We start from the raw sequence: 20,773 nt of genomic DNA on the forward strand, positions 1-20,773 counted from the left end.
GGCGGACCGGTCAGGGCGGGCCGGCAGTGCTGCGCCGGGTGACCAGGATCGGCGCCACCCGCGACCCGACGGCCGGGCCGGCCGTCGGCCCGGCCTCGATCAGGTCGAGCAGGGCGGCCAGGCAGCGCCGGCCGACCTCGTCGAAATCCTGCCGTACGGTCGTCAGGGGCGGGAACATGTACTCGGCCTCGGGGATGTCGTCGAAGCCGACGACGCTGACGTCCTCGGGGACGCGCACGCCGCGCTCGTGCAGGCCGCGCAGCAGGCCGAGCGCGGTCTGGTCGTTGGCGCAGAAGACCGCGGTGGCGCCGGTGCCGTCGACGAGTCGGGCGGCCCGGTAGCCGCTGCGGGCGCTCCAGTCCCCGGCGACGACCGGCGGGACCGGGCGCCCGGCCTCCTCCAGCGCCGACCGCCAGCCGTCGGCGCGGTCGCGTGCCTCCAGCCAGTCGCCGGGCCCGCCGACGTGCCAGACGGTCTCGTGCCCGAGGTCGAGCAGGTGCCGTACGGCCAGCCGGGCGCCGGCGACCTGGTCGACGGAGATCGCCTGGATCTCCGACCCGACCGCAGACTCGACGGCCACCGCCGGCACGCCCCTGGGCAGGCTGTGCAGGGCGGCCGCGGCGGCGACCTGCGGGGCGATGACGACGACCCCGGCGACCGACTGCTCGGCCAGCACGTCCAGGGCGGTCACCACGCCGGCGTGGTCGAGCTGTTCGAGGGTGACGATGTTGACGCCGTACCCGGCGGCGCGGGCGGCCCGCTCGATCCCGAGCAGGGTCGCCGCCGGGCCGTAGAGCAGCGTGTCGAAACTGACCACGCCGAGGGTGCGGGGCCGGCGGCCGGCCAGCCCGCGGGCCAGCGGGTTCGGCCGGTAGTTCAGTTGCTCGACCGCGCGCAGGACCCGCTCGCGGGTTTCGGCGCGCACGTGCGGGTGTTCGTTGAGCACCCGGGAGACGGTCTGGTGGGACACGCCCGCCAGGCGCGCGACGTCGTGTATGACGACGGCCCGGCCGGGTGTCGACACCATCTGTTCTCCTCGGTTCGTCGTGCGATGGAAATCGGCCGTGGGTGGGCACGGTTCGCCCACCCACGGCCGGCGGTCAGCCGTACGCCTTCACCTCCAGCAGGCCGACCGATCCGGCTCCGCTCTCCAGCAGCACCCGCAGCCGGGTGGTGGACAGCGCCGGGAACGTCACCACGTTGTAGGCGTTGGCGGCGGTCGGGTAGCCGCTGGCGCCGGGTACGTCGGCGTACCCGCTGCCGGTCCAGTACTGCAACCGCCACGAGGCCGGCAGCCGTACGCCGCCGTTGTCGTCGAAGAAGTAGACCTGCGCCGACCGGAGCGTCTGCGCCGATCCCCAGGTCAGGTCGGCCCACTGCTGGCCCGTGTTGGGCCAGGTGCCCCAGCGCGGGTTGACGGTGTCGTTGGAGTTCGGTGGGTCGATGCCGTCGTTGAGGGCGGCGACGCTCTCCCACGGCGAGGTGTACGACGCCGACGGGGTCGCGGTGCCGGCGAGGTTGGCCGGGCCGGGGTCCGGGCCGCCACCGCCCCGGTTGAAGACCTTCACCTCGGTGAGTCCGGTCTTGTAGCCGGACGCGTGGGTGAACTGCACCCGCAGCCGGGTGGTGTTCACGGCGGTGAACCGTACCCGGTTGTGGTTGGCCTGCGGACTGCCGGGCGTCTTGACCTGGGCGGCGGCGTTGACGAAGGTGCTGCCGTTCCAGTACTGGACGTTGTACGACGTGGGCGCCCGGTAGCGGTTGGTGGCCCGGTCGTTGCGGAAGTGGAGCCACACGTCGTCGACGGTGCGGGACTGGCCGAACGACACCTCGTACCAGTCGGTGGTGTTCGGCGAGCCGTAGCTGCCCCAGATCGGTTCGTTGATCGGGAACCCGTCGACCGCCGCGCCGGTCGAGGTGCCCGAGGCGGTGTACGACGCGGAGACCGTGGCGCCCTGGGCCAGGTTCGGGGTCGTCGAGGTCAGGTCGGCGCCGGCCTTGGCGAACATGTCGACCATCCGGGCGCTGTTCTGGACCACGTTCTGCGGCGCCTGGAGGCCGGGTACGGCGGTGCTGTAGGTGGTGCCGCCGCCGGCCGGCAGGCTGACCGTGCCGGTCGCCGGGTTGTAGAGCACCCGGGTGATCCGGTCGACGGTGAAGGCGCGGGTGCCGTTGAGGTAGACCGAGTAGCCCTGCGGCACGCCGCTGTAGCGGGTGACGCCGTCGGCCGGGTCGTCCCAGACGATGCTCAGGTCCATGTTGCGGTAGCGCAGGTTGTTCACCGCGAAGTGCGACCAGTTGATGTTGATCGGGGACAGCTCGATCTGGGCGTCGGTGCGCGGCCGCAGGCCGGCGACGTCCTCGATGACGGTCCAGTTGCTGCTGCCCAGGATGTTGTGGTGGATCCAGGAGCGGTAGTCGATGTTGCGGGTGCCGGCGTTCCAGTTGGCCCAGAACTCGTTGGCGTCCGGCCACTGGGTGTTGCCGCCGACGTACTGCGCCCAGGCGTTCCAGTAGAGCAGCTTCTTGTAGTCCTCGGCCGACATCCACTGGTTGGGGTAGTTGCGCAGCACCGACGAGTAGAGCCGGAACTGCACGGTGGAGTTGATGGTGGAGAAGTTGTTGCTGCCGGGGAAGCCGGCCGCGGCGGCGGCGGCCTTGTCGCGCTGGTTGGCGGTGTAGAACGGGAACACCGGGTATTCGGCCGGGTCGGCGAACAGCCGCAGCGCCTCGCGGTACTGCGCGGTGTTCGGCATCAGCCCCACCGAGTACGGGTAGTAGTTGTTGATTTCCTTCCACGGCACGTGCGCGTTGGTGGCGACGTGCTTGTGCTCCAGCAGTTGCCGCGACGGGTTCCACAGCGTGTTGATGACGCCGTTGCGGATGCGGTCGGCCAGGGTCTGCATCTCGGCCGCCTTGGCGGTGTTGCCGAGCAGGGCGTACGCCTGCTGGGCGGCGACCGCCCCGCTCCAGACGTACGCGGTCTCGGCCCGGTCGAGCCGGCCGGCCCGCCAGTCGAAGGAGACCGCGTCGGCGTCGTTGCCGGTCAGGGCGCCCCAGTCGTACTCGATGACGCCGTTGTTGTTGGTGTCGTAGTAGGACAGTTGGCCCTTGGCGTCGCCCTCGGCGTAGCGGGCCAGGTTGCCGGCGATGGCCGGCTGGCCGCCGTGGATCTGGTAGCTGCGCCAGGCCGCCTCGGAGATGTACTGGGTGTAGGAGTTCGACCAGTTCTCCGGGTCGCCGGGGTTGTCCATGAACCGGCCGCCGCGCGAGGTCTGCCCGACCGACAGCCAGGGGCCGTACGAGTAGACCGGGTTGCGCAGGTATTTCAGGTCGTCGATGTGCATCGGCTGGGTCAGCGCGATGGCGTTGTTGTAGCCGGTGACGCCCTCGATCGACACCGGGAACTGGAAGTCCTGCCCGGGGATGTCGACGTCGAGGTAGTTGTAGCGCATCAGCCACCAGCGGTAGTAGATGTTCTTCTTGATGGCCGCGTCGGGCACGTCGATGTACGGGACGTTCTCCGCCCACCAGCGGTTGTAGTCGCGGACGTGGGTGGCGAACGCGGCGTCCGGGGCGTAGCCGCGGTAGGCGTTGTACTCGGTCAGCGACTGCGGGATCTCGTCGGTGACGAAGCCCATGACGACCTTGGTGGTGACGGTCTGGCCCGCGCCGACGGTGACCGACCGGTTGAGCCCGCCGCTGCTGACCGTGAACCCGTCGCCGGACAGCCGGGGCCGGATGGTGGTCAGGTTGTTCTTCACCTGCCGGCTGCCGGTCAGCTCGCTGCCGCTGCCGGTGGTGGCGTACGGCGAGGTGGCGCGCAGTTGCAGGGTGGTCGATCCGGTGCCGTTGTTGCGGATCGACAGGTTGGTGACGGCGACGTTGTTGTGGGTGATGAACTTGGTCATGTCGACCCGGACCGAGCCGCTGGTGTAGACGCCCTTCCAGTGGCTCGGCGACTGCCACCGCCCGCTGACCTGCTCGGCGAAGGTGCCGGGGGTGACGGTGACGGCGTACGCGTTCTGGCTGCTGATGTTGTCCCAGTAGGCGGTGTTGCCGCCGAAGCCGATGACGCCGGGGTTGTGGGTGTACATGTACAGGCCGCGGCCGCGGGTCATCAGCCACGTGCCGGCGGGGTCGTTGCCGGGCCGGGCGAGCAGCCGGTCCATCCAGAAGTCGGTGCCGGCGCTCTCGGCGTCGTAGATCGCCTGCATGGTGTTGCCGGTGTTGTAGCCGACCGGCGGGGCGGGGATCGCCGGGCCGGAGAAGGTGGGATAGCCGATTGTCTGGGCCGCCTGGGCGGCGGTCGCGGTGGGGACGGTCAGGGCGCCGGTGGTGAGTACGGCGGCCAGCGCCAGTGCCAACGGCCTCCGTACGGAGTCCACTGTGGATGGCATGGCGGCACCTCCAGGGGTGGGGGTGGGACGGGGTGGCATGCGGGTCGGGGCCGGCGGACGGGTGCGCCCGCCGGCCCCGGGCGGTCAGCTCTGGAAGGCCATCCACTCCAGGACGCCGGTGGACAACCCCGGCCTGGACGTGATCGACAACCGGAGCCGGGTGGTCGAGACGGTGTTGAAGGTGGTGACGTTGTACGTGTCGCCGGCGACGCCGCACGCCGACTGGCCGGGCACCGCGACGTACGAGCTGCCGTTCCAGTACTGCACCTGGCAGGAGGCGGGCAGGTCGATGCCCTGGTTGTCGTCGAACCAGTAGGCGGCGACCCGGTTGATCGAGCGGGCCGACGGCCAGGTGTACTCGATCCACTGGGTGCCCTGCTGCGGCCAGTTGCCGTACGCGAGGTTGCCGCGGTCCTGCGAGTTGGTCGGCACTCCCCCGTTGTTGATCGCGGCGAGGCTCTCCCAGGCCGAGACGTGCGAGGTGCTGGCGGTGGCGGACGGGGCCAGGTTGGTGCCGGACGGCGGCTGGCCGGGGCCGCCGGGGCCGGGGTTCGGCGGCGGGCCGGTCGTGGTCTGGACGACCTTCTGCATGGTGCCGTCGGCGTTGAAGTAGAGCCGGTCGACGGCGACCGAGCGGCGGAAGTTACCGCCGCCGGGGGCGTTCGCGTTGTGGTAGACCATGTACCACTGGCCGTTGAACTCCACCACACCGGCGTGGTTGGTGGTCGACGAGACCTGGTCGAGCACGACGCCGCGGTGGGTCCACGGGCCGAGCGGGTTGGTCGCGGTGGCATACCGCTGGCAGGCGTAGTTGGAGTTGGTCACGCAGCCGTTGGTGTCGTTGGCGGCGTAGATCATGTAGTAGAGGCCGTTGCGCTTGAACATCCACGGCGCTTCCCAGAAGTTGGTCAGCCCGGTCGGGGTGACCACCGCCCCGTCCAGCTCGATCATGTTGGACTTCAGCTTCGCGGCCCGGGGACCCCAGTAGCCGCCCCAGTAGATGTACGCCTGACCGTCGTCGTCGGTGAAGACGGTCGGGTCGATGTTGAGCCCGGACGAGTTCGGGGTGCTGTCGCTGATCAGCGGGCCGCCCTTGGCGTCGGTGAACGGGCCGAGCGGGCTGTCGCCGACCGCGACGCCGATGTTCATCCAGCCGGGGCCGTTGCCGTTGATCGAGGTGTACCAGTAGTAGCGGCCGTTGCGCTCCTCGACCTCGCTGGCCCAGGCGTCGGCGCCGGCCCACGGGAACGTGCCGATGTTGGCGCGGACGCCGCGGTCGGTCCAGTTGGCGGCGTCGGTCGAGGAGAAGACCCGCCACTCGCGCATCACGAAGTTGTTGACGCCGGTCGCGGCCTCGTCGCGGCCGGCGTAGATGTACATGGTGTTGCCGACGACCAGCGGCGCCGGGTCGGCGGTGTAGATGTTGGTGACGATCGGATTGGCGGCGTGGGCCGGCAGGACCGGCGCGGCGAGGGCCGCGACCAGGGCGGCGGTCAGGGCCGTGGCACCGGCCCGCCGGCGGGTACGTCTGGCGGTGGGGGAAGTGGGCATGCGCGGCACCTCTCGTGGGGCACGGACGCGGGAGGGTGGGGCACCCCACGGCCACCGGGCGTGGCCGTGGGGTGCCGGTCGGTGCGGGTCAGTAGCCGTAGCGGTTCTTCAGGTGCCGCCACCAGTCGCGCAGCATCCACCGGTCGAAGTCGGTGATCGAGCTGGCACTGCCGGCACGCATGAGGAACCCGCCTACTCCCGACGGGGTCCAGTCGTAGAAGTCGTCCAGACCGAAGGTGTGGCCGATCTCGTGGAGCAGGATCGTCATGTTCTCGGTGTTGAGGTTGTTCATGTAGTACTCGCGGCCCATCCGCTGGCCCCAGTCGCCGCCGGCCCCGCCGCCGAAGCCGTCGGTGAGCCACAGCGACTGGTCGTAGTGCCGGGAGGCCCCGCCCGGGCAGTTCGGGTACTGGCCGTTCTGGTTGAAGAACCGGCCGCAGGGCTCCGAGCACTGCGGGGCGTTCTCCCGGATGTTGTTGACGTAGATGTCGACCGAGTTGTCCGACCACTGCAACTGGGCGCGGTTGCGTACGGCCCAGCCGACGACGCGGATCGGTACGTCGTTGTACGGCCAGGCGTTGTGGCCGACCATGACGTCCATCCACTTCTTGTACTGGCGGGCGAGGGTGGCGTGGATCTGGTCGCGTTGCGCGGCGGTCACCGACGCCGACGAGTCCCAGCGGACGCAGAAGTTCAGGTAGCCACCGTTGGCCATGACCTGGTCCCAGCCGTAGTTGCGGAACCCGTACAGGTTGCCGTTGTTGTAGGTCTCCTCCTGGTGCCGCCAGACCTGGTCCAGGGGGGTCACCAGGTTGGCCGGCGGGTTCCACCCGCTGGACGGCGGCGGCGTCGTGGGGCCACCCGGCCCGTTGGCGTGCGCCTTGACCTCGAGCAGCCCGACCGATGCCGTACCGCTCTGCAGCACCACCCGCAGCTGCGTGGTGCTGACGGCGTTGAAGGTGACGAGGTTGTAGCGGTCCCGCAGGATCGGGTAGCCGCTGGCGCCGGCGACGTCGACGAAGCCGCTGCCGTTCCAGGACTGCACCCGCCAGGAGGCGGGGAGCCGGACGCCGCCGTTGTCGTCGAAGAAGTAGACCTCGGCGGCGCGGATGGTCTGCGGGCTGCTCCAGGTCAACTGGACCCACTGCTGGCCGGTGTTGGGCCAGGTGCCCCAGCGCGGGTTGACGGTGTCGTTGGAGTTCGGCGGGTCGATGCCGTCCCTGATCGCCGCAACGGACTCCCACGGCGAGGTGTAGGACGCGGTCGCGGTCGCGGTCCAGGCCAGGTTGTCACCGGGTACGGCGTGGGCGACGCCGGTCCCGACCACCCCCAGCCCCGCGGCCACGGTAGCGGCGAGCAGTCCGGCCAGGGCCGGTGCGAAAGTACTTCGCCATCGGCTTCTCACGGGATCCTCCTTCATGGATGAAGATCGATATATGGAACCCGGATCCGCCCTCTCATCCGTGGAGCCGCCTGGGAGGGTGAGCCGGGAGTGTTACCTCCTGAACGCGCCCGGAGACGACCCCCGGACGTGGCCGCCGCGACCGTCGGCCCGGGCCGACCCCGCTGGCGACGTCACGACCATGCGGCCACCTCACTTCGCTCGGTCACGGCACCCCCGCACACCTCTACGCAGTGAGCACCATCACTGCGGTTGACCGCCACAATGGCCTACGAAAACCTTTTCGGCAAGATGGCTCCTGTGTTACGCACAGGTCACGACAGGTTGATCTGCACGTTGACCACCAGGCATAGAATCTCTTCAGACTCCGAAAAGAAAACCGAAAGGATTTCGGTGGGCAGGAAACCTTCGCAGAACGTGACGCTGAGCGACGTGGCCCGGCTGGCCGGCGTCTCGGTCGCCACGGCGTCCAAGGCGCTGAACGCCCGGGCCCAGGTGGCGCCGGCCACCCGGCAGCGCGTCCTGCAAGCCGCCGCCGAACTGTCCTTCCAACCCAACGCCCTCGCCCGCGGGCTCATCTCCGGCCGCACCCGCACCATCGGCCTGCTCACCGACGAACTCGGCGGACGCTTCTCCATCCCGATCCTGCTCGGCGCCGAGAACGCCCTGGGCAACGAACAGATGTCGGTGCTGCTCTGCGACGCCCGCGGCGACGCCATCCGGCGCCAGCACTACATCCGTACACTGCTCGCCCGCCAGGTCGACGGGTTCATCGTCGTCGGCGACAGCAACGACCTGCGCCCGTCGCTCACCCCCGAGATCCCGGTCCCGGTCGTCTACGTCTACGGCGAGTCCACCGACCCGTCCGACCTGTCGTTGCTCGCCGACGACGAGGGCGGCGCCCGGCTCGCCATCGAACACCTCGTCGCCCTGCGCCGCCGCCGCATCGGCCACATCACCGGCCCGCAGAGCTACCGGGCCGCCCGCGACCGGGTCGTCGGAATGCGCAAGGTCCTCGCCGAACACGGGCTGCCGCTGGCCGGCGGTGAACCCCTCCACGGCGAATGGTCGCAACGGTGGGGCCGGCACGCCGCCCGTACCCTGCTCGCCACCGACCCCGACCTCGACGCGATCTTCTGCGGCAACGACCAGATCGCCGCCGGAGTCACCGAGACCCTGCACGACCTCGGCCGCCGGATTCCCGACGACGTCGCCGTCGTCGGCTACGACAACTGGGAGGTGCTCGCCGCCGACTGCCGGCCGCCGCTGACCACCGTCGACCTCAACCTCCAGCACCTCGGCGCCACCGCGGTCACCCACCTCTTCGCCGCCCTCGACGGCAGGCGCCCGTCCGGCGTGATCCGCCAGCCCTGCCGGCTGGTCGTCCGCGAGTCGACCGGGCCGGCCGCCCACCGCTGACAGGTCCTCCGGCCCTGGTCGCCCCGGCCGCAAGGGGTCAGCGTGGACACATGGAGAGTCGCGCGAAGGGCCGGCCGGAGGCCCGGTGCCCGATCCGGCCGGGCGAGCCGTGCACGCTGTGCCAGCTCGACGTCACCGGCCCGCAGGACTGCGGCCTGGTCTATCTGGTCATGCACGACGACGAGCTGCGCGAGGGCCTGCGCCGGATGTCCGTCCCCGACGCCGCCGACCGATGACCCGAGCACCGACGGCCGGCTTCGGTGATCGTCTGCTGTTCCGCCGTCAGCTCTCGGCGCGTCGAACGGGTACACAGCAGACGATCATGGTCGGCGGGGAGTGGCTCATGGACGGGCGGTAGCGGTGGCCCCGGCCAGGCGGGTCAGGGCGGCGGCGCGGACCTCGGCCGTTTCGATCGGGTCGTCGCGCAGGTGACACAGCCGTTCGCGGGTCGTGTCGGTGAGCGGCGCGTGCCGGGCGGCCAGCAGCCGTACGCCGGCTTCGCAGTCCCACAGCCCTTCCACGAGGCAGCGTGACGCTCCAGCCGGATCCAGCGCCACCCACGCCCTGAGATAGTCGGATCGCTCGAACGAGTGCGGGCTGAACCGGCACCTCGAGCGTGTTCTCGAACTCGTTGTCGTGGTCGGACTGCTCGGCCGGGGCGGTGAACAGCCGGTCGGCGATCGGTTCGGCCGGCATCTCCAGGTCGCGGACCAGCCGGGCCAGGTACACCGCCCAATCGTCCACCTGCCAGTCCCAGCGGTGGTCGCGTCGCAGGCAGTGGGTGATCAGGTCGGGTGCCGCCGGATCGGCCATGGCCCGCAGGGCGCCACGGCCGAGGCCCCGTTGCAGGGCGCCGGCGAGTGTCCGCCTACCGGCGTAGCGCCACGTGTCGGTGCTGTCGTCGGTGTCGTCGCTCATCGGCGGCAAGTGTGCGACGGGTCGCACCCGGCGCGCACCGGGTTTCCGGTCGGACCGGCCGGCAGGTATAAAGATCCTCGAACACGGTTTCCGTTTTCATTTTCGATTGGAGGTCACCCCGCCATGCCGCCGACACCCGCCGCGCCGACCGAGGTCGGCGGCACCCCCCTGCCCACCCAGCGCCGCCGGGCGGGCACCGCACGCCCCGGCCCGCCGCCCGGCCGTACGGCGCTCGGGGTGGCCGTCGCGGTGCTGGCCGTCGCCCTGCTGGTGTCCGTACTGCTGGCCATCGGGCTGGGACCGGCGAACGTCGCACCGGCCGACACCGCCCGCTACCTGTGGGCGGCGCTGACCGGCGGCCGGATCACCGCCGACGAGGTCGCCACCTACCAGATCGTGTGGCAGATCCGCACCCCGCGGGTGCTGCTCGCGGCCCTGGTCGGGGCCGGCCTCACCGCGGTCGGGGTGGCCGTGCAGGCAATGGTGCGCAACGCGCTGGCCGACCCGTTCGTGCTGGGCATCTCCTCCGGCGCGTCGGTCGGCGCCGTCGCGGTCACCGTCACCGGCGGGCTGGCGGTGTTCGGGATCTACGCGATGTCGGCCGGCGCGTTCCTCGGTGCGCTGCTCGCCTGCGTCCTGGTGTACGCCGCCGCACGCGGGCCGGGCGGCATCGCGCCGCTGCGGCTGGTGCTGACCGGGGTGGCGATGTCGTTCGGACTCCAGGCGGTGATGAGCGTCATCATCTACCTGGCCCCGAACAGCGAGTCGACCAGCACCGTCCTCTACTGGACGATGGGCAGCTTCGGCGCCGCGACCTGGGGCGCGCTGCCGCTGCTGGCGGTCCTGGTGCTGGGCTGCGTCGCCGTCCTGCGCCGGCACGCCCGGTCGCTGGACGTGCTGGCGCTCGGCGACGAGACCGCGGCGAGCCTCGGCGTGCACCCCGACCGGCTGCGCAACGGCCTGCTGCTGCTCACCTCGGTGGTCACTGGGGCGATGGTCGCGGTCAGCGGGGCGATCGGTTTCGTCGGCCTGGTCATGCCGCACGTCGTACGCATCGTCGCCGGCGCCGGCCACGCCCGGGTGCTGGCGGTCGCGCCGCTGGCCGGCGCGGTCTTCATGGTCTGGGTCGACCTGGTGTCGCGGACCCTCGTCGCCCCGCGCGAACTGCCGCTCGGGGTCATCACCGCGCTGGTCGGCGTACCGGTGTTCGTCACGTTGCTGCGCCGCCGCGGCTACCTGTTCGGGGGGCGTTGAGATGGACCTCGTCCTGTCCGGGCTGACCGTGACCGTCGACGGCCGGCACCTCGTCCACGACCTCTCCCTCGACGTCGCCGAGGGACGCGTCGTCGGCCTGGTCGGCCCGAACGGCAGCGGCAAGTCGACCGCGCTGCGCTGCGTCTACCGGGCGCTGCGGCCCAGCGGCGGCGTGGTCCGCGTCGGCGGCGAGGACCTGGCCGCGATGCCGATGCGGCGCAGCGCCCGCACCGTCGCCGCCCTCACCCAGGAGGGCGGCGCCGACCTCGACTTCACCGTCGAGGAGGTCGTCGCCCTCGGCCGAGCACCCTACCTGCGCGGCAACCAGGCGCTCGGCACCGCCGACCGGGAGCTGTGCGCGACGGCGATGGCGCGCCTCGACGTGGCGCACCTCGCCCGCCGCGGGGTGCTCACCCTGTCCGGCGGCGAGCGGCAGCGGGTCCTGGTCGCCCGCGCCCTGGTCCAGCAGCCCCGGGTCCTGGTCCTCGACGAACCGACCAACCACCTCGACGTACGGCACCAGATCGGGCTGCTGTCGCTGCTGCGCGGCTGCGGGCTGACCGTCCTCGTCGTCCTGCACGACCTGAACCTCGCCGCCGCGACCTGCGACCGGATCGGTGTGCTTTCGCAGGGCCGGCTGGTCGCCGCCGGCACCCCCGACGAGGTGCTGACCGTCGACCTGGTCCGCGACGTCTTCGGCGTGGACGCGACCGTCGTGCCGCATCCGCGCACCGGCACCCCGCAACTGCTGTACTCGCTCACCCCGCAAGGAGGAACCACCCCGTGACATCCAGGACAACCCGCTCCGGGCTCGCGCTCGGCGTACTCGTGACCCTGCTCGCCACCGGCTGCGGCGCCGAGGTCGCCGACAGCGCCGGGACGGCCGCGACGGTCACCGTGCCGCGCTGCGGCGAGGAGGTCGAATACCGTACGCCGCAGCGTGCGGTCGCGTACGAGGGCGGCAGCGCCGACAAGCTGTTCGCGCTCGGGCTGACCGACCGGGTGCACGGCTACGTGATGCCGCCGGCGAACCCGCCGGTGACCGAATCGCCGTGGGCGGCCGACTACGCCAGGGTCGAGATGCTCAGCGACGACCTTCTCAACAAGGAACTCGTCGTCGACGCGAGGGCCGACCTGGTGGTGGCCGGCTGGAACTCCGGCTTCAGCGACCAGCGCGGCATCACCCCGCGGATCCTCGACCAGCTCGGCATCCAGAGCTTCATGCACAGCGAGAGCTGCTTCAACTACCCGAACTTCCCGCAGCGGCTCAGCCCGTTCGAAGGGCTCTACAGCGACCTCGAACGCCTCGGCGCGATCTTCGGCGTACCGGAGCGGGCCGGCACCGTCGTCGCCGACCTGAAGGCGCGGGTCGCGGCGGTACAGGCGCGGGCGCCGCAGGGCGACCCGGTACCGGTGTTCCTCTACGACTCCGGCACCGACCAGCCGTTCACCGCCGGTGCCCAGGTCCCGCCGACCGACATCATCCGGATCGCCGGCGGTCGCAACATCTTCGCCGGCCTCGACGCCCGCTGGACCCAGGTCGGCTGGGAGGCGGTCACCAGCGCCCAGCCGAAGGTGATCATCATCCTGGACTACGGCGACCAGCCCGCCCAGGAGAAAATCGACTTCCTGCGGACGTCGCCGCTGACCCGTGAACTACCGGCGGTACGCGACAACCGGTTCTTCGTCCTCGACTACAACGAGGGAATCAGCGGTCCGCGGAATGTGGACGGTCTGGAGAAGTTCGCCGACTACCTGCGCACGCTGCCCTGACCTCCATCGTGGACACGGCGACGAGGGACGCCGTCCCCGGGGACATGCGGATGGCCGGGCAGCTCTGGCCGGTGCTGCTCGCCTCGGCGGTCGGGCTGCTGCCGTACACGGTCTTCAGCACCTTCCTGGTGCCGATCGCCGACGCCACCGGCGGTGGCGAGGCGGCCGTCGGTGGCCTGCGCGGCCTCGGCGGCCTCGCCGCCCTGGCCGTCGGTACGGCGTTCGCGCCGCTGATCGGCAGGCTGCCGGTGCACCTGTCGGCGGCCGGCGCCCTGCTGCTGCTCGCCGTCTCGTCGCTGCTCGGCGTGGTCGGCACGTACGCCACCATCGCCGCCTTCTGTGTCCTGGTCGGCGCCGCCACCGCCGTCCTCAACCCGGCGCTGACGACGGCCGCCGCCGACCGGTACGGCGACGGGCCGGCGGCGGCGCGGGCCGCGACCCTGGTCACCGCCACCCAGTCGATGACCGCGATGCTGGCCGCCCCGGTCATCGCGGTCCCGGCCCTGTGGTGGGGCTGGCGCGGCGACCTGGTCGCGACGGCGGTCGTCGCGGCGCTGCTGGCGGCGGCGTTCCTGTGGCACGGCCGGGGCCGGGCGGTCCCCGCCGCCCGGCTCGGCTACGTCGCCACGTTCCGGGCGCTGGCCGCGGTGCCCGGGGCGCGGGCGCTGCTGCTGGTGGCGTTGCTGCGGACCGCCGCGTTCATGGGCTACCTGGCCTATCTGGCCGCGTTCTACGACAGCCGGTTCGACCTGTCGCCGGGCTGGTTCGCGTTCGTGTGGACGCTCAGCGGCGCGTCGTTCTTCCTCGGCAACCTGATCACCGGCCGGTTCGCGAACGCCGGCGGGGACGGCCGGCCGAGGCGGCTGCTGCTGGCCGGGCTGGCGGTCGCCGTGGCCGCCATGTTCGGTGTCTTCCTCGCTCCGACGCTGCCGGTCGCCCTGGTCTGCACCGCCGCGCTCGGCGCCAGCCACGCGGTCGTCGCCGCCTGCGTGGTCAGCCTGCTGGTCCGCCGCTGCGGCGCGCAGCGCGGCCCGGCGCTGAGCCTGAACGCCGCCGGCATGAGTCTCGGCGTCTTCGTCGGGGCAACGGCCGGCGGAATCGGCCTGGGCGCGGGTGGCTACCCGGGGGCGGCGGTCGCGCTCGCCGGCCTCACCGCAGTCGCCCTGGTCGCCGCCGGGTACGGCGTACGTGTCGGTGGTGGACGGTACGGTTCCGTGCCGCGACGGCACCGATGGACGACGCCCACGACATCGCGGCGGCCCTACGCGGAACCACCCTCGACGGGCATCCGGTGGAAGCGGGCCTCGGCGGCACGTTCCTGGTCGACGACATCGATCCCGACCGCATCCTCGAATCCTGGCGGGCGGCCCGGGCGGCGCTGCCGGTCACCGGCCGGTGGCCAGTGATGATCATGCGGGACCAGCTGTACCACGAGCCGGACGCCCGGGAACTCGCCGACCTGGACCGGGCCGCCCGGACGCTGGACCCGTGGACCATCTACCGACGTCGGACACACGACGAGCCCGTCACCGTCGAGCGACTGGCCAGCCAGGTGAGCAGCCTGCTCGGCGCCGAGGCGGCCCGGGAGATCTTCGCGTCGAAGGTCCCGATGTGGACGCGGCGGACGGCCGACCGATGGATGTACGACAGGTTGCTGGCCGATCCGCCGCTTCTGGAACGGCGCCTGCGCGGCTACGAACACCTGATCGGAACCCGGTGCTGGCATCCGGTACGCGACCCGCAACTGGTGCTCCTGCCGACCACCACGCAGTGGCTGACGCCGGCCTGGAGCAGCTACTTCGGCTTCTACGGACGCCCGGACGGGCAGGGTGGACTGGCGGCGGCGATCCGGCAGTGGGAGCAGCGGTGGGGAGCGGCGTTGGTGGCGTCGTGGGGCACGATGCTGCAGTTCGTGGTCGCCCGCCAGCCGGCTCCCGGTGATCAGGCCTGGGAACTCGCCGGGCAACTGCTGGCCGTCGGCGACAACCTGCAGGTGAGCCAGTCGGTGCTGGCGATCGTGGTGTCCCGCAGCGACGCCTGGTTTCTTCACGACCGGCCGTGAGGACCCGGGTGCCTCTCGGCACCCGGGTCCGGTGTCACGACGGGCTTACCGCTGGGCCGCCCAGAGGATGGCGCGGCCGAGCTGCGGGTGCAGGCCCTTGGCGTGCAGTCGCCAGGTGGGGTCCGTACCGAAGAGCACGACGCCGTTGCCGGCGGCGGTCTCGGTGCGGACGATGCTGGCCTGGCCGGCCGCGGCGGCCGGTCCGTTGGTGCCGGCGGCGTTCGTGCCCCACCAGCCGGCGACCAGCGGGTCGGCGCCGTACGCCTGGTCGACGATGGCGCCCGCGCCGAGGTTGGTGAACCAGACCGGCTGGGCGACGAACGAGTGCGGCAGGGCGCCGGAGGTGACCGGTCCCCCGTTGTTGACCACGTTGACGACGCCGCTGGCCAGGCTCTGGCCGGCGGTGGCGGTGAGGGTCAGCAGCCCGGCGGCGTTGCTGAACGCCGCGCCGGCGGTGTCGATGCCGACCACGCCGCCGCCCCGGGCGAGGAACGCGTCGAGCGCCGCCCGGTTGTCCGCGGTCAGGGTCGCGACGTTGAGGGTGCCGCCGACGAACAGCACGTCGATGTCGGCGGTCAGCGTCGTGGCCAGGGTCGCGGCGGTCACCGGGCGGGCGTCGAAGCCGTTGTCGAGCAGCGTGTCCCGTACCTCGACCGAGCCGACGTAGCCGACGGCGACCTTGTCGAGCAGGGTTCCGCTCCAGCCGGCCGGGGCGGCCGCGAAGTTCACCCGGTGCCGGCGGATCTCGGCGTGGACGAGCCGGCGGTTGGTCGGGGTGTGCGGTACGACGACGGAGCCGTCGGCGAGCCGGTACACCGGTACGCCCTGGGCCAGCAGCGCGTTGACGGCGAGCAGGTCGGACGCGTCCTGGATGTCGAGGTGCAGGTCGGGGGTGCCGCCGGGCAGGGTGCCGGGGGCGCTGCCGTCGTACGTGCGCAGCAGCGGCACGTCGGGCAGTTCGTCCCACAGGGTGTCGACGGTGGCGCCCCAGGTCAGCCCCTGGCTCCAGGCGGCCGGGCCGGCGTAGAGGTCGGCGACCCGGTCGGTGAGGTCGATGCCCGGTTCGAGCAGGGAGTTGACCAGGCCACGCTTGGGCTGGTGCAGGTCGATGACGTACGTGCCGGCCGGGTAGGACTTGCCGCCGGCGGTGAAGCCGTCCTGGGCCCGCCAGACCCGGCCGCCGCTGCCGATGAGCAGGTCGACGAGGCGGGCGGCGGCCGGCTCGGAGCGCTGGCCGGCACCGGTCGGGATGACGTACGAGCGCGGGAACTCGGTGTTGTAGTTGTCCTCCGGGCCCCAGCCGGGCACGTAGCCGTCCGGGATGTCGCGCAGCGGTTCACCGGCCCAGCCGCGCCGGTAGACCTCGGCCTGGTCGTGGATGACCTGGGTGCGGTTCTCCTCGATGTAGCGCAGCGAGGTCTTGATCGCGACCTCGTGCACGTCGGTGTTGATGCCGGAGCGGCGGACCCGTTCGGCCGGGGTGAGGTTGCCGCGCGGGTTCAGCGGGGCCTCGATGGTGTACGGGATGCTGCTCTGCAGCAGCGCGAACGACGGCACGTAGATCGGCGGGAAGTCGTCCCAGACGCCGGGGGCGTCGTCGCGGAACGGGATGCGGGCCCGCTGCGTCTCGGCGTACCCGAGGTCGCGCAGGTCCTCCTCGATCGCCAGCGCGTTCGGCAGGGCGTGCTTGATGAACAGGTCGTACTCGTTGTTGACGTTGTGCGGCGGGGTGCTCGGGTGCAGCAGCGTCGGGGAGACGTAGCCGTGCAGGTCGAGCGTGATGATCGGCTTGGCGTCGACGGTCAGCTCGCGGATCAGGTTCGTCTCCGGCTGCGAGACGATGGTCAGGTCGCGGTTGAGGTCGTAGCCGGCGGCGTTGGCGCGGGTGCCGGCGATCCGGCCGTCCGGGTTGGCGGTGACGTTGAAGACCAGCCGGTTGCGCTTGAGCAGGTCGGCGACCGCCGGGTCGGTGCTGGTGGCGAACTCCTCGATGACCCGCAGCGCGGCGTCGGTGCCCTCCCACTCGTTGCCGTGGATGTTGGCGTTGACGAACAGCGGGGTCTTGTACTCGGCGAGCAGGCGGGCGTTCGTCCGCGCCTTGACCGGCTCGTCCTCCAGCCAGCGCTTCCACTGCTCCTGCTGCTGCGCCTGCGCCCTGGTCTCGGGCGCGGTGACGGTGACGACGTACAGGTCACGGCCGGCGACGGTCTTGCCGGCGACCCGGGCGGAGACCAGGTCGCTGTCGGCCTGGAGCGCGTTCAGCTTCGGCGCGATCTCGTCGTAGGGGACGACACCGATCGGGATGGACGCGTCGTTCGGGTCGTCCGGCCACACCGGCAGGACGTTCTGGCGCGGGTACGCCTCGACGTGGGCGAGCTGGACGGGCTGCGGCGGTACGGCCGGCAACGCGGTCGCGTTCGCCGGGCCGGTCCAGACCGCGGTCCCGAGCAACGAGGCGCCGACCGCGACCGCGGCCAGCCTCGTCAGATGTCTTGTGGACATGAAGGATTGGTCTCCTTGCGAAATGGGTGTGCGCGCAGGCAGACGCCACCGCAGGGCCGGAGACCTGCGGGGTCGGGATACGCCTCTGGGCGTACGGGAAAAGGGGAAGCCGGCGTCGAACGCTAGGGTCGACAGGCCGCGCTGGCAACGCGCAGGAGGTCGATGTGACCCCGCTTGGTGAGGAGAGCGCTTCGCACGAAGTGGATCTTTGATCAACGACGGCGCGCTGTCAATGCCCCGCCACCGCACGGTGACGGCCACCACCCGCCGGACAAGCCGCCGGCACCTGCGGAAACGGCACGAAACCGCAGGTCAGGGGCCGTCGGTGGAAGCGGTGCGGATGGCCGGCTCTCGATCCCAGATGTTGGATCGACCGACATGACCTCCGGCACTGGGCAGGTCAGGTCGGGTGTGGAAGGCTCCAGCCGGTGACCCTGCCATCGATCGGCTCGACCACGACCTCCCCGGGACGGCGCCGGAACGCCGGCCACACCACCGTCGGGGGGCCCGGTTGAGGTTCCGCGTCCTCGGCCAGCTCGAAGTCACCGTCGACGGGCAGGCGGTGCCGCTGGGATCGCCGAAGCAGCGGACCCTGCTCGCCGCGCTGCTGGTCGACCACGGCCGGCTGGTCACCGTCAACCGGCTGGTCGACGCACTGTGGGAAGACCGTCCACCCGCGACCTGCCGGGCCCAGATCCACGCCCACGTGTCGGCCCTGCGCCGGCTGCTCGCCGCCGGCGGTCAGCCGGACCTCGTCGACACGGTCGCCGACGGATACGTCCTGCGGATCCCGCCCGGCGGCAGCCTCGACCTGGACTCCTTCGACGAACACGCCGCACAGGCCCGGCGGCTGGCCGGGCAGGGCCGGCACACCGACGCGATCGTGGTGCTGCGGGCCGCGCTGGCGCTGTGGCGCGGTCCCGCCCTGGACGGGCTCACGGCGCGCTTCGCCCGGCAGGTGTCGGCCGGCCTGGACCGTCGCCGGCTGCACGCGGCGGAACTGCTCGCCGCCGCGCACCTCGCGACCGGACGCGAGGCCGAGATCGTGCCGGAACTGACCGCGCTCTGCGCCGCGTACCCGCTGCACGAGGGGCTGCGGGCCCAGCTGATGACCGCGCTGCACGCCACCGGCCGCACCGCCGAGGCGCTCGCCGCGTTCCGGGAGGGGCACCGGCTGGCAGCGACCGAGCTGGGCATCGAGCCCGGCGAGCGGCTACGGACGGTGCACGAGGCGATCCTGCGCGGGCTGCCCACGGCACCACGGAAGGTCCCGCCGGCCGCGCAACCCGATCCGCCGGCCGAACCCCCGGCCCCGGCGGGCGACGCCCCGGTGCCGCGCTTCCAGCTCCCCGGTGACGTGGCCGCCTTCGTCGGCCGCGCCGACGTGCGGGAGGCGGCACTGGACCGGCTCGCCACCGCGGGGTCCGGGCCGGTCACGCTGCTCGTCACCGGCCCGGCCGGGGTGGGCAAGACCGCCTTCGCCACGCACCTCGCGCACCGGTCCCGGCCGTCCTACCCCGATGGTCAGCTGTACGTCAGCCTGCGGCACGCCGACGCGACCCCGGTGTCCGTACGCGACGCGCTCGGCACCCTGTTGCGCGGGCTCGGGGTCGCCAGTTCCGTACTGCCGGCCGACGAACCGGCCCGGCTCGACCTCTACCGCACCCTGCTCGCCGACCGGCGGGTGCTGGTGCTGCTCGACGACGCGGTCAGCGCCGCCCAGGTACGGCCGCTGCTGCCGCCGGTCGCCGGCAGCGCGCTGCTGGTCACCAGCCGCAGCGCCGTCGCCGGGCTGACCGCCTACCGGGTGGTGCTGGCGCCGTTCACCGGCCCGGAGGCGCTGGAACTGCTCGCCGCGACGGTGGGCCGCGAGCGGGTCGCGGCCGAGCGGGCGGCCGCCGAACGGATCGTCCGCCGCTGCGGTCACCTGCCGCTGGCGGTGCAGATCGCCGGGGCCCGGCTGGCCGCCGGCCCGCACCGGCGGCTGGCCGACCTCGCCGACGCACTGCGCGACCAGCGCCGCCGCCTCGACGAGCTGGCCGTCTCCGACGTGGCGGTGCGGGCCACCCTCGCCTCCACCGACCAGGGCCTGTCCGCGCCCGCCCGGCGGGCGTACCACCTGCTCAGCATGGCGATGCCGGGCGACGACACGGCGAGCTGGGCGGTCGCCGCGCTGCTCGACGTCACACCGCGGCGGGCCGAACTCGTCGTCGACGAACTGGTCGACGTGCACCTGCTGATCCCGGTGGCCGGCACGGCCGGCCCGCGTTACCGGCTGCACGCCCTGGTCCGGCTGTACGGGCGCGAACAGGCCCGCCGGCACCGCGAGGAGCTGTCCGCGGCGAGCGCCCGGCTGCACGGCGGCTATCTCGGCCTGGCGCAGCGGGCCGTCGCCCGCACCGGCGGCGCGTTCTTCGCCCCCGCGCTGCGCGACGATCCGGTGTGGACGGTGCCGGACCCGGTCGCCCGCCGGGTACTGGCCGACCCCGTTGCCTGGTTCGAGACCGAACGCCAGGCCCTGGTGACGGTGGCCGGACGACTGGCCGGCGACGGCCTGCCGCGTCCGGCGGCGGCGCTGGCCACCTCCATCGCCGCGTTCTTCGAGAGCGGCAACCACTTCGACGACTGGCGGGCCACCCACGACAAGGTGCTCGCCGCCGCGCGCCGGGCCGGCGACCGCACCGCCACCATGGCGATGCTGCGCGACCTCGGCGAACTGCACACCATCCAGGACCGCTACCGGCGGGCGGACGCCTGCTACCAGGAGGCCCTGGGGTACGCCCGGGAACTGGGCGACCGCGGCTACGAGTCCGCCGCCCTCGCCGGTCTGGGACACCTGAACCGGCTGCTGGCCCGCTACGACGGCGCCGTGGCCGACCTGGCCCGGGCCCGCCGGATCAGCCACCGCACCGGCAACCGGGCCGGCGTCGCGTACGCCGAATACGGGCTCGGCCTGGTGCTGATGGAACGGCGGCAGTGGCGGCGCGCGGACCGACGCTTCCGGGAATGCCTGACGCAGAGCCGGGCGGCGAAGTGGCTCGGCGGTGAGGCCCGCGCCCTGCGCTGCCTCGGCCAGGTACGCCGCCACCAGGGCCGGTACGCCTCGGCGGTGCCGTACTTCGAACGGGCCCGCCGGATCGGGGTACGGCTCGGCGACCGGCTCGCCGAAAGCTACGCCGAACAGTGGCTCGGCGACCTGTCGATCCGGCTCGGCGAACCGGAACGCGGGGCGGCGATGCTACGCCGCTGCCTTTCGGTCTACCAGGCGCGCGGCCAGCGGTTCGGCGAGGCGGCGACGCTGCACAGCCTCGCCGCCGCCGCCCGCGCCCTGGGCGAACCCGGGCAGGCCAGCGGCCACCTGCACCAGGCGCTACGGATCTGGGAGCAGATCGACGCACCGTACTGGCTGGCGGAGACCCGGCGGGCGCTGGACGCGCTCGCCGACGAGCCTGACCCGGCCGGCTGACGGCACGCGCGGCGGTGCGCCTCCCC

The 20,773-nt window shown here is 72.3% G+C and carries 15 protein-coding genes; 8 read left to right on the forward strand and 7 right to left on the reverse strand.

Translation table 11 applies throughout. The features are described from left to right. Positions 1–10: 10 nt before the first annotated feature. The 4 genes from AB0I42_RS22755 to AB0I42_RS22770 form a co-directional block, all read right to left on the reverse strand. A complete protein-coding gene (locus AB0I42_RS22755; RefSeq protein WP_357539727.1) occupies positions 11–1,027 on the reverse strand; it encodes a LacI family DNA-binding transcriptional regulator in 1,017 nt (338 codons plus the stop codon). Positions 1,028–1,100: 73 nt separating this feature from the next. After that, complete coding sequence (locus tag AB0I42_RS22760) at positions 1,101–4,400, reverse strand: discoidin domain-containing protein (protein ID WP_357539729.1); 3,300 nt, start codon at positions 4,398–4,400, stop codon at positions 1,101–1,103. A gap of 84 nt (positions 4,401–4,484) precedes the next feature. After that, positions 4,485–5,951 carry a glycoside hydrolase family 43 protein gene (locus AB0I42_RS22765; RefSeq protein ID WP_357539731.1) on the reverse strand — a complete coding sequence of 489 codons (1,467 nt, stop codon included), beginning with the start codon at positions 5,949–5,951 and terminating at the stop codon, positions 4,485–4,487. Between the two features lie 88 nt (positions 5,952–6,039). Then, a complete protein-coding gene (locus tag AB0I42_RS22770) occupies positions 6,040–7,356 on the reverse strand; it encodes a cellulose-binding protein (RefSeq protein WP_357539733.1) in 1,317 nt (438 codons plus the stop codon). Between the two features lie 390 nt (positions 7,357–7,746). Here AB0I42_RS22770 and AB0I42_RS22775 point away from each other — a divergent pair, with 390 nt between their 5' ends. Both AB0I42_RS22775 and AB0I42_RS22780 read left to right on the forward strand, forming a co-directional pair. Then, positions 7,747–8,772, forward strand: a complete 1,026-nt coding sequence (locus AB0I42_RS22775; protein ID WP_357539735.1) for a LacI family DNA-binding transcriptional regulator — start codon at positions 7,747–7,749, stop codon at positions 8,770–8,772. Positions 8,773–8,822: 50 nt separating this feature from the next. Further along, the gene (locus AB0I42_RS22780; RefSeq protein ID WP_357539737.1) at positions 8,823–9,008 is read left to right on the forward strand and encodes a DUF6767 domain-containing protein; all 186 of its coding nucleotides are present in this window, start codon (positions 8,823–8,825) and stop codon (positions 9,006–9,008) included. A gap of 105 nt (positions 9,009–9,113) precedes the next feature. On the opposite strand, the gene AB0I42_RS22785 is transcribed toward AB0I42_RS22780, so the two are convergent. Next, positions 9,114–9,293: a hypothetical protein gene (locus AB0I42_RS22785; protein WP_357539739.1), complete on the reverse strand. Its 180-nt coding sequence runs from the start codon at positions 9,291–9,293 to the stop codon at positions 9,114–9,116. Positions 9,294–9,813: 520 nt separating this feature from the next. On the opposite strand from AB0I42_RS22785, the gene AB0I42_RS22790 reads away from it, so the two are divergent. Genes AB0I42_RS22790 through AB0I42_RS22810 form a run of 5 tightly spaced genes read left to right on the forward strand, consistent with a single transcriptional unit; the run spans position 9,814 to position 14,779 of the window. Further along, positions 9,814–10,944, forward strand: a complete 1,131-nt coding sequence (locus tag AB0I42_RS22790; RefSeq protein WP_357539741.1) for an iron ABC transporter permease — start codon at positions 9,814–9,816, stop codon at positions 10,942–10,944. A 1-nt stretch (position 10,945) separates the two neighbouring features. Beyond that, positions 10,946–11,731 (forward strand): ABC transporter ATP-binding protein, encoded by a 786-nt coding sequence (locus AB0I42_RS22795; RefSeq protein ID WP_357539743.1) that lies wholly within the window; start codon positions 10,946–10,948, stop codon positions 11,729–11,731. Next, on the forward strand, positions 11,728–12,717 hold the full coding sequence (locus tag AB0I42_RS22800; RefSeq protein ID WP_357539745.1) for an ABC transporter substrate-binding protein: 990 nt from the start codon (positions 11,728–11,730) through the stop codon (positions 12,715–12,717). The genes AB0I42_RS22795 and AB0I42_RS22800 overlap by 4 nt, the downstream gene beginning before the upstream one ends. Before the next feature lie 50 nt (positions 12,718–12,767). Next, complete coding sequence (locus AB0I42_RS22805; protein ID WP_357539747.1) at positions 12,768–14,123, forward strand: MFS transporter; 1,356 nt, start codon at positions 12,768–12,770, stop codon at positions 14,121–14,123. A 5-nt stretch (positions 14,124–14,128) separates the two neighbouring features. Next, entirely contained in the window at positions 14,129–14,779 is a 651-nt protein-coding gene (locus AB0I42_RS22810; protein WP_357539749.1) for a DUF4253 domain-containing protein, read from the forward strand. A gap of 45 nt (positions 14,780–14,824) precedes the next feature. Here AB0I42_RS22810 and AB0I42_RS22815 read toward each other — a convergent pair whose 3' ends face one another. Beyond that, on the reverse strand, positions 14,825–17,281 hold the full coding sequence (locus tag AB0I42_RS22815; protein WP_357539751.1) for a M14 family zinc carboxypeptidase: 2,457 nt from the start codon (positions 17,279–17,281) through the stop codon (positions 14,825–14,827). A gap of 122 nt (positions 17,282–17,403) precedes the next feature. Next, positions 17,404–17,478 carry a putative leader peptide gene (locus tag AB0I42_RS22820; protein ID WP_357518584.1) on the reverse strand — a complete coding sequence of 25 codons (75 nt, stop codon included), beginning with the start codon at positions 17,476–17,478 and terminating at the stop codon, positions 17,404–17,406. Between the two features lie 314 nt (positions 17,479–17,792). On the opposite strand from AB0I42_RS22820, the gene AB0I42_RS22825 reads away from it, so the two are divergent. Next, complete coding sequence (locus AB0I42_RS22825) at positions 17,793–20,747, forward strand: BTAD domain-containing putative transcriptional regulator (RefSeq protein WP_357539754.1); 2,955 nt, start codon at positions 17,793–17,795, stop codon at positions 20,745–20,747. Positions 20,748–20,773 lie beyond the last annotated feature (26 nt).

It is taken from the genome of Polymorphospora sp. NPDC050346 (assembly GCF_040655695.1).
GTDB classification, from domain to species: Bacteria; Actinomycetota; Actinomycetes; order Mycobacteriales; family Micromonosporaceae; genus Polymorphospora; species Polymorphospora lycopeni.

Excerpts from the sequence above, each read along its gene's own strand:
- AB0I42_RS22755 (WP_357539727.1), bottom strand. The coding sequence starts at position 1,027 with ATGGTGTCGACACCCGGCCGGGCCGTCGTCATACACGACGTCGCGCGC.
- AB0I42_RS22760 (WP_357539729.1), bottom strand. The coding sequence starts at position 4,400 with ATGCCATCCACAGTGGACTCCGTACGGAGGCCGTTGGCACTGGCGCTG.
- AB0I42_RS22765 (WP_357539731.1), bottom strand. The coding sequence starts at position 5,951 with ATGCCCACTTCCCCCACCGCCAGACGTACCCGCCGGCGGGCCGGTGCC.
- AB0I42_RS22780 (WP_357539737.1), top strand. The coding sequence starts at position 8,823 with ATGGAGAGTCGCGCGAAGGGCCGGCCGGAGGCCCGGTGCCCGATCCGG.
- AB0I42_RS22790 (WP_357539741.1), top strand. The coding sequence starts at position 9,814 with ATGCCGCCGACACCCGCCGCGCCGACCGAGGTCGGCGGCACCCCCCTG.
- AB0I42_RS22795 (WP_357539743.1), top strand. The coding sequence starts at position 10,946 with ATGGACCTCGTCCTGTCCGGGCTGACCGTGACCGTCGACGGCCGGCAC.
- AB0I42_RS22805 (WP_357539747.1), top strand. The coding sequence starts at position 12,768 with ATGGCCGGGCAGCTCTGGCCGGTGCTGCTCGCCTCGGCGGTCGGGCTG.
- AB0I42_RS22810 (WP_357539749.1), top strand. The coding sequence starts at position 14,129 with ATGCGGGACCAGCTGTACCACGAGCCGGACGCCCGGGAACTCGCCGAC.
- AB0I42_RS22815 (WP_357539751.1), bottom strand. The coding sequence starts at position 17,281 with ATGTCCACAAGACATCTGACGAGGCTGGCCGCGGTCGCGGTCGGCGCC.